Genomic DNA, 470 nt, shown 5'->3' with positions numbered 1-470 from the left:
AATTAAATTTAAAGAGGGAATTAGCAAGGAAGATTTAATCATAGAAAGAACCGTGTCTTACGGAAGAAACCTTTTGATAAGCATTAAAGATACGAAGGACCAAATAACCGTTTATAATATGTTTTTGGATAATGACAGCGAAGGATTATTTAATAGAAGCGGGCTTATAAATAAACTTGAATTCAGCGATGGCTCATTCCTTAGCGCCGAAGACATAAAAAATATGATGCTCAATTCAGGATCAGACAAGGACACCGTTATGCACGGTTTCTATACAGACGATGTCATTAGCGGGGGATCAGGAAACGATACCGTTTATGCTAAAAGCGGTAACGATACGCTTCATGGAAATAAAGGTGATGATGCCCTTTATGGCGGAGCGGGCAATGACATCCTTTATGGAGGAGAAGGAAACGACGGACTCTATGGAAGCGACGGGGACGATATCCTAGATGGCGGAGTAGGCAACG

Annotated in this window: 1 protein-coding gene; it reads left to right on the top strand. The window is 41.1% G+C overall.

The annotated features are described in order from the left end of the window. A partial coding sequence (locus tag H740_RS05670) for a calcium-binding protein (protein WP_034957439.1) occupies nt 1-470 on the top strand: 470 nt, incomplete at both ends.

It is taken from the genome of Campylobacter showae CC57C (assembly GCF_000344295.2).
Lineage (GTDB): Bacteria > Campylobacterota > Campylobacteria > Campylobacterales > Campylobacteraceae > Campylobacter_A > Campylobacter_A showae_B.
Note: the sequence above shows the minus strand (reverse complement) of the source record. Positions and strands in the feature narration are given on the sequence as shown.